The 7,680-nt window shown below is 34.5% G+C and carries 8 protein-coding genes and 1 pseudogene; 4 read left to right on the top strand and 5 right to left on the bottom strand.

From position 1 onward, the window contains the following. Positions 1–45: 45 nt before the first annotated feature. The 4 genes from V7164_RS04930 to V7164_RS04915 all read right to left on the bottom strand — a co-directional run bounded on the left by V7164_RS04930 (position 46) and on the right by V7164_RS04915 (position 3,536). Entirely contained in the window at positions 46–684 is a 639-nt protein-coding gene (locus V7164_RS04930) for an HD domain-containing protein (protein ID WP_335347756.1), read from the bottom strand. Between the two features lie 114 nt (positions 685–798). Next, entirely contained in the window at positions 799–1,797 is a 999-nt protein-coding gene (locus V7164_RS04925; RefSeq protein ID WP_335353503.1) for a LysR family transcriptional regulator, read from the bottom strand. 40 nt (positions 1,798–1,837) lie between these two features. Beyond that, on the bottom strand, positions 1,838–2,761 hold the full coding sequence (locus V7164_RS04920; RefSeq protein WP_335347758.1) for an SDR family oxidoreductase: 924 nt from the start codon (positions 2,759–2,761) through the stop codon (positions 1,838–1,840). A 22-nt stretch (positions 2,762–2,783) separates the two neighbouring features. Next, a complete protein-coding gene (locus V7164_RS04915) occupies positions 2,784–3,536 on the bottom strand; it encodes an SDR family oxidoreductase (RefSeq protein ID WP_335347759.1) in 753 nt (250 codons plus the stop codon). Between the two features lie 159 nt (positions 3,537–3,695). Here V7164_RS04915 and V7164_RS04910 point away from each other — a divergent pair, with 159 nt between their 5' ends. From V7164_RS04910 to V7164_RS04895, 4 genes are all read left to right on the top strand, one after another. Further along, positions 3,696–4,235, top strand: a complete 540-nt coding sequence (locus V7164_RS04910) for a TetR/AcrR family transcriptional regulator (protein WP_335347760.1) — start codon at positions 3,696–3,698, stop codon at positions 4,233–4,235. A 368-nt stretch (positions 4,236–4,603) separates the two neighbouring features. Continuing rightward, a complete protein-coding gene (locus V7164_RS04905; protein WP_335347761.1) occupies positions 4,604–5,332 on the top strand; it encodes an MOSC domain-containing protein in 729 nt (242 codons plus the stop codon). 983 nt (positions 5,333–6,315) lie between these two features. Continuing rightward, positions 6,316–6,789 carry an RNA polymerase sigma factor gene (locus V7164_RS04900; protein ID WP_335347762.1) on the top strand — a complete coding sequence of 158 codons (474 nt, stop codon included), beginning with the start codon at positions 6,316–6,318 and terminating at the stop codon, positions 6,787–6,789. A 5-nt stretch (positions 6,790–6,794) separates the two neighbouring features. After that, positions 6,795–7,310, top strand: coding sequence for a hypothetical protein (locus tag V7164_RS04895; RefSeq protein ID WP_335347763.1), 516 nt, complete (start codon positions 6,795–6,797; stop codon positions 7,308–7,310). A 131-nt stretch (positions 7,311–7,441) separates the two neighbouring features. On the opposite strand, the pseudogene V7164_RS04890 reads toward V7164_RS04895, so the two are convergent. Continuing rightward, positions 7,442–7,680 (bottom strand): annotated as a pseudogene (locus tag V7164_RS04890) (Rrf2 family transcriptional regulator); the annotation flags it as partial.

Raw genomic sequence — 7,680 nt, 5'->3', positions numbered from 1 at the left:
GATTAAAATTGATGGTATAAACCTAAAATTAACACTTTTGTTTGATTAATTTTTCCAAGGTGAATGTAATATACATTCACAGAAATTTTTTTGTTTATAGTTCGGTTCAAAGAATTTAACGACATCAGATTTAATATTACCAAAAGTAGTTTCTGGTTTGTGCTTAAAACCTTCATAAAATGCTGGAATAATATCTTGTTTGAAATTATTACGTGGGAATGCCTTTACAATTTCTTCTCTCAAGTCAGCTGGAAATTGTTCAAAACCTCTCCCTATAACATCTAACTCAACACCTGAGTTCAGTAATGAGACTTCAGATTCTTTATGTTCTGCTATACCAACTGTTGTATGCAATGCTATTGCATCCCATACAAGACGAATCGTCTCATCTGGAACTTGATAATGTTGCAAAAAGCTTCTTGCAGCATTTGCACCATCTACTTCAAATCGTAAATCTGGACTGCTATACTCTTTTGTTAACCCTAAATCATGAAATAATGCACTGATATACAGTAACTCTAAGTCATATTTCTTATTTGCCTTTTTTCCCGCAATGGCACCAAATAGAAATACACGATTTGAATGATTCCATAATAAATCATTTCCGTGCTCTCTCAAAATATCTCTTGCATCCTTTGCTAATATAGAATCCGGAATTTTAATACCTGCTACTTCATTAAGCATAATCTAAAACACCTTTCTTATTTAAAAGTCCTTTGTACAAAAGGCTTTCATTATTGTAAAAGAGTATTTATCATTTATCTATTTAATTATTTCTATAATAATTATAGATATTATCTATCGTATGAGGCCTTTTAAAATTTCAATGGAATACTTTTCTACATTAAATTGCAGCTTCTCTATTTCATTTATTAACAACTCAATAAAACCACGTGTTGCATAATTTATAAAACTGTTCTTTTTCATTGTAAGCGAAACTTCTCCATTTAAAGATGGCTTTTCAATTCGTTGAAAATATAAATCACCTGTCTCATAAAAGTCGTATAGTGTACGTGAAACAACACTACAACCAGTCCCACTTCGAACTAGCTTTAATATAGATTCAATACTAGATGTCTCTACAATAGGTACTAATGGTTTACCAACCTGCTCGCTAGTCTTATCAAGTATTTTTCTACATTGATGCATTTTGGGAAATAAGATAAGTGGTCTATCTAATACAGTAGTGAAGGAAATACTGTTGTCACTACCTTTACTATTACTTATCAGATAAAACTCTTCATCATATAATTTAATAACTTGCAACAAATCGAGTTGTTTAAAGTGAAAACCAATACCAAAATCAGCTTGATTTTCTAAAACAGCTTTCTCTACTTGGTCAGTACTTTGAACTGAGACTTTAATATTTGGATATAAATGATTAAATTTTATACACAAAGTAGATATTAAATCCGTTATTTCTCCTGGTAACACAGCAATTTTTAATTCACCTATTTTTACTTTAGTAAATGCTTCAATCTGTGAGGATATATTTTGTAAGGAAATTTGAATTTTTACAGCTTCTTTTTGTACAATTTCTCCAACCTTAGTAAGTTCAACTTTCTTACCAATACGATTGAAAAGAGGAAACCCTATTTCTTGTTCAAGAACCTTGATTTGATGACTTAGAGTTGGTTGTGTAATTCCTAATTTTTCTGCTGCTTTTGTAAAATGTAGTTCGTTGCTCACCATTAAAAAGTATTCTAAATGCCGTAATTCAATATATACCATTCCTTTCAAGGGAGGTAATTCTTCTCCTGATAGAATTACAAATGTTGTTTGATTTATTCTGCTCATTATTTGGTACTATTTCTGTCGTTCCAGCCTACAAATCAAATTATTTTGTTTCAGCAGCTCGTTCAATTGTTTTTGGAAGTAGATCATCTAAGCCTACTCTAGTAAGGAATTTTGTTCGAACACGATCAGCAACTACTGAGGCCTCTTCTGATCCATCATCTGATGGATCAATGTGTACTCGATATGGTCGTTCACCTTTTGGTAGAGATACAATACGTACAATTTCATCAGATACCATAGATACATCAGCGTGCTCGGGGGAAATAGCAGCGAGCTTTTCACTTATTTGATCTATTAAACCTTTGTACTTAGCATCATATTCCTCTTGTACATGTTTGTCTTGTGGCTGACCAGCGTTAAGGAAATGATTCGTTCCACTTGTAAATGAACCTGGTACCACGATTGAAGTTTCTATTCCAAAACGGGCCAGTTCAGCCGCATAAGATACTGCTAATGAGTCCATACCTGCCTTTGCAGCAAAATAAGGCGCTAAGTAAGGTGGTGTTCCACCTTTTACACTTGAGCTAGACACCCAAATTATCAAGCCTTGTCCACGTTTCCGCATGTTAGGAAGCACAGAGCGATTAACACGTTGAGTCGATAACACATTTATATTGTACATTTCCGCTAGTTGCTCAGGCGTAAACGCCTCTGCTGGACCAACAACCATATGTCCGGCATTATGAATCAAGACATCAATATGATTATGTTCTGCTAAAATTTCTCTCACTGCAGAATCAATAGAATCCTGTGAATTCACATCCATTTCAATCGCTTTAATATTTACCATATGTTCGGACGCATAATCGTTAACCGCTTTTACTTGAGGAGCATTACGCCCATCTGTTTCCCGCATACCCGCATAGACAATATGTCCAGCTCTTGAAAGTGTTCGAGCGGTTAGAGCACCAAATCCACTTGAAGCTCCTGTTATAACTATGACTTTTTTTTCTTCACTACTCATTATCCATCCCTCCTAATTTAAATTATGCAAGTCCGCCATTTGAAAATATAACCTGTCCATTTATCCAGCGTCCTGAAGTTGCTAAATATGTTACTGTGTCGGCAATGTCTTCAGGTGTACCTAGACGTTCAAGTGGTGCTGCTTTAGAAAGTTTATCGATTGTTTGTTCATCTTTTCCATCTAAAAATAATGGTGTTGCAGTTGGACCTGGAGCCACTGCATTAACGGTGATATCTTTACCACGCAATTCGCGAGCCAATATCATTGTCATTGATTCAACGGCAGCTTTACTTGCAACGTAAGCACCATATGTTGGAAATTGCGTGCGAGTAACAGAAGTAGAAAAATTGATAATTGCACCACCTTTGCGAACACGTCGCGCCGCTTGTTGGGATATTACAAAAGTGCCTCGAATATTTGTGCGGTGCATTTTATCTAAATCAGCTAAGTCCATCTCTGCGATAGGGCTGAGTAACATGATACCTGCTGTATTGATTACGACATCAATACCCCCAAATTTTTCTTCAACTATATCGAAAGCTTCTTGCATAACTTTTTCATCTGCAACATCTCCACCTATACTAATTGCTTTTCCACCTTGCTGTACAATCTCATACACAATAGTATCTGCTCTAAGCTTATTGCCAGAATAATGCACAGCAACAGCAAATCCATTATCGGCTAATTTTTTTACTATTGCGTGTCCGATACCGCCAGAACCACCTGTAACAAGTGCAACTCGCAAATCATGTGTTTCAGTAGATGTTTTTTTCATGATATTTCTCCTTTGTTATTTAATAGTTAAGTTACAAAATATTAATATTGTAACTTAACGATAGGGTTATTATACACCTCTAAGTTACAAAGTCAACATTTTGTAACTTAGGAGTATATCCTGTATAATGAAACTTAGAATAAACAAGGAGGGTTCATATTGGCAATACTTACAAAAGAGAAGATATTTTCTGTCACAGAAGAAATAATACTGAAAAAAGGAGTGCAAAAAACCACTCTTTCTGATATTGCAAAAGAACTTGGAGTCACTCATGCCGCATTTTATAAACATTACAAAAATAAAGAGGACCTATTGCAGCAACTTGCACTAAGGTGGTTAAAAATGACTTCTAAGGAATTATTAGAATGGGAACCTCCCAAAGATATAAGTTCAGCTGTTGCACTTCACGACTGGCTCTGGCTTCTGGCTACTACAAAGAAAAAACTTTATCATGAAAACAAACGTATGTTTCGATTATATACGGATTATTTAGAGGGTACTCAAATCCTCGTTAAAGATCACTTAAAACAATTAGCGCAAAAAGCAGAATCCATTAGTGGATTAAAAAAATCTGGCCCTGCTATTATTACAGCATTTGTATATTTCCATAATCCATACTTTGCAGACCGTTGGGATAATGAGCTTTATAAAGAGAGTTTTGAAGACGTATGGAAACTAATTGCTAACAAACTGCCTTAAGTTAATGGAAGTCCTTTGAAGAAGAAAAATAAATCGTGATGAGGTCATGAATACCCGCTTTTCGCTTTTATTCAAAGCATATAATCGAGATAAAGAAATTCCTAAATTATTATGAAGGTCCGTATGACCGCTACTAAAAAATTAAAACTATATAGTTCGATAGGATATAGCATTTATGATGAGGAAGTAATACATAAACCAAATAGTAGTAATATAAAAGTTGTTTCTATGATGAAGCAACTTTAGTTGTTGAGGTAACGGATGCGTTTCTGGAACAAATGGAAATGCCTTTTCTTTTTATGGTAACTGGGCAGAATAATTTGAACAATGTATGATAAAGTAGACTAAAAAAACTGGGGGGTAATTTGATGATAATCGGTCAAATCAAGGAGATTGTTCGTCATCCTGTGAAATCTTTTTATGGAGAGAGCGTACAGAAAACAAGAATAATGGAATATGGCTTGTACGGAGACCGTAGCCATGCTTTTTTAGATGAAACAAGACCAGGAAAATTTTTAACAATAACACAGTTTCCAGAAATGGTTCGATATAAAGCGAGATTCGTAGGTAAAGAGTTGGTGAATGAATACCCTAGAGTCGAAATATTGACACCTGAAGGTAAGACTTTTGAATGGGGGGATAAAGAATTAACGAATGAAATTGAACACAAATCGAAACGGAAAATTTCTCTTGTTACATATCCCCCTACTTACGTACCTTTAGGAGCAATTGAAGAAGAACACATTCAACTTGTTACTGACGCTTCATTAAATAGATTGAAAGAAATATGGGGAAAATCAGAGATTGATTATAGACGTTTTCGACCTAATTTACTTATATCATTAAATGAAAAAATCCCCTTTATAGAAGATCAATGGTTTGGCAAACGAGTCAGGATAGGGAATAAAGTTGAAATAGAATTAAAAAGGCATTGTGAAAGATGTATGATTATTACCGTTAATCCTGAAAATGCAGAAAAAGATGCGACTTTGTTAAAAACAGTTGTAAAAGAAAGAAGCAATTATTTCGGCGTATATGCTTCTGTTATAAAAACGGGCGAAATTCATGTGGGTGATGATGTCCTTCTTCTTGAATGAAGTTTTGATTGACAAAGAATAAAAGAAATAAAAAATATTTAATTAATTGACGTTGCCTATTTAAAGATTGTGAAAAAATGTACTACAAGTAACTGGTAGTTTTAGCACAAAACAAAGGAATAATTTTTGCAGCATTTTCTCATTTTCCACTATTCATCAATCGGCGCTTTTCTGTAAAAAGGAACAGCGCTTATTTTCATTATAGAGCCAAATTGTTGAATAGGAGTTACCGATTTAACCATTTTATTAAGAGTTTTTTTGGTTTAAAATTAATCGCGGCGAACCGTACCATAAGTAAATGAGGTTTTAAAATCCCACAATTACTGGTTAGAAATAGTTAGCCATGCTCTACACTAGGGGTTAAATTTTAATTTACTAGACAATTGGGGTTTTTTTATATGAATAAGTTCAAAATATGCAAGGTAAATAACTAAATCTTGTATATTTTCGAAGAGTATACCGATGAAGATTCTATTTGTGAATAAACGGATACTTGCTAGACCGGAGTTGATGGTAGATGAGGACCTGCATTAGTGTCAATTGTTTCAATAATTAATGAGTAGTTGCACTTAAATTATGGGGATACAATAAGCATGGTCAAAACACGTTCCTTTATCTTTACGTAAAGTGCTTAATCATAATTACTCACATACTGACCTGCTTTTTAATTTGTAAATGGAAAAGAAATAAATAAGATTGGACATAACAATTATATTTCATAATTTAGGTGCGCCTGCATATAGAGTGATAATTACTCATTATGTCTAAATTTTCCAGTACTGCAACATGGAGGCAATACAAAAACAGAAAACACTTCACCTTTAAAAGGAGAGAGGATTTATCTATTACTGATGAGTTCTCACTCTTTTTTCTATTAATGTATGTCATAAATGAACAACAAATCTATTTCAATTCTGAGAAAAAATTTTTTTGTTGCACGAATGAACGAAAATGAATCGTATTTAAAGTGAAGGAGGTTGAGTATGAAAACGTTCGCCGGCTTACGTGTTCATGAGATTGTTCAAATTTATAGCGACACCTTAATACGAATTGCTGTGCAGCAGACAAAAAATATGTCTGAGGCGGAGGATATTGTTCAAGAGGTCTACATGACACTGATGAGACAGAAAAAGCCCTTCGATAATGAAGCACATTTAAAGGCATGGCTCATCAAAGTGACTTTTAATAAATGCAAGGATTACTTTAAGTCTTCTCGCGTCAAGAGGACGGTACCTATAACAGAAGAGATGACGTTTGTCGCAAAAGAGGAACAGATTGTTCTCCCTGAGATTTTTGAGCTTGATCACAAAGAGAGGGCCATTGTTTATTTACATTATTACGAGGGCTATACGACTGCAGAAATTGCCAAGCTATTAGAGATGAAAGTAAACACGGTAGGCTCAAAGCTGAGAAGGGTACGAATGAAGTTAAAAAGTATTTTAGAAGAAGGGAGTTAAGTGTGATGAATGCTTATAAGAAAGTGATGAAGCAGATTCATGCTTCCGAAGAATTTAAGAGCAAAATGCAAAAAGAGATGATGGAATATGAACAAAAAGAAAAGAGGGTTATTATGAAAAATATAAAATTAATGGTTGGAAGTTTAGTAGCTTGTGCTGTGATTGCTATAGTTGCTTTAACAAATACAAACAACGATGCAGCGTTAGATTTGACGGAAAGAATTGTGGTTGATAATTCAGGTCCTGCTGCAAGTGTAATGCTTAATATCGAAGGAACCATAACAGAAGTTGGAGATGACGGACTGAGCTTTACGTTGGATAACGGAATGGAAGTTGTGATTACAGATGAAACAAAATTGGGGATAGATGGTCCAACAGCACCGCCTAAGGAAGAACAGTTATTTGAGCCTACATTTAGAGTGGGTAATCTAATAGGCGGTTTTACGGAGGATACATCCGCAGATCCAGTTACTGCAGCAGCAATTTATACTAACTGGAACTTTGAGAATCCTATTCGATAAGGTTCTGTTAAATTTAAAATTTTCGAGTAGTGCTTTGGATGACCGCAACTAATTAAATGATACGATTCTTTGAACTAAGGAAAAACCTCTCTTAATTCCCTTTAATTAAGGAATTTCACGAGAGGTTTGTTTTATGTGTTGCTCTTCGAAAAATATTTCCGGGTATCTTCACGTATTTGTTTGGGCAATACACGATCAAGCTCTTCGTTTAACCATGAAAGTGTTTTACTACGTAATTCATCACGCATTTTTTCTTCCGCAGAGAGCATTACTAAATTGATGGTGCAAAAGGAGGGAGCAGAACAGCAGCTTTCTCTATACAAATAACCATTATCTTTAATATTTTTACATTGGAAAATAGGCTTAGGAC

Origin of the sequence: Bacillus sp. JJ1474 (assembly GCF_036965225.1) — a bacterium.
Taxonomy (GTDB): domain Bacteria; phylum Bacillota; class Bacilli; order Bacillales; family Cytobacillaceae; genus Cytobacillus.
Note: the sequence above shows the minus strand (reverse complement) of the source record. Positions and strands in the feature narration are given on the sequence as shown.

Excerpts from the sequence above, each read along its gene's own strand:
- V7164_RS04915 (WP_335347759.1), bottom strand. The coding sequence starts at position 3,536 with ATGAAAAAAACATCTACTGAAACACATGATTTGCGAGTTGCACTTGTT.
- V7164_RS04905 (WP_335347761.1), top strand. The coding sequence starts at position 4,604 with ATGATAATCGGTCAAATCAAGGAGATTGTTCGTCATCCTGTGAAATCT.
- V7164_RS04900 (WP_335347762.1), top strand. The coding sequence starts at position 6,316 with ATGAAAACGTTCGCCGGCTTACGTGTTCATGAGATTGTTCAAATTTAT.
- V7164_RS04930 (WP_335347756.1), bottom strand. The coding sequence starts at position 684 with ATGCTTAATGAAGTAGCAGGTATTAAAATTCCGGATTCTATATTAGCA.
- V7164_RS04925 (WP_335353503.1), bottom strand. The coding sequence starts at position 1,797 with ATGAGCAGAATAAATCAAACAACATTTGTAATTCTATCAGGAGAAGAA.
- V7164_RS04895 (WP_335347763.1), top strand. The coding sequence starts at position 6,795 with ATGAATGCTTATAAGAAAGTGATGAAGCAGATTCATGCTTCCGAAGAA.
- V7164_RS04920 (WP_335347758.1), bottom strand. The coding sequence starts at position 2,761 with ATGAGTAGTGAAGAAAAAAAAGTCATAGTTATAACAGGAGCTTCAAGT.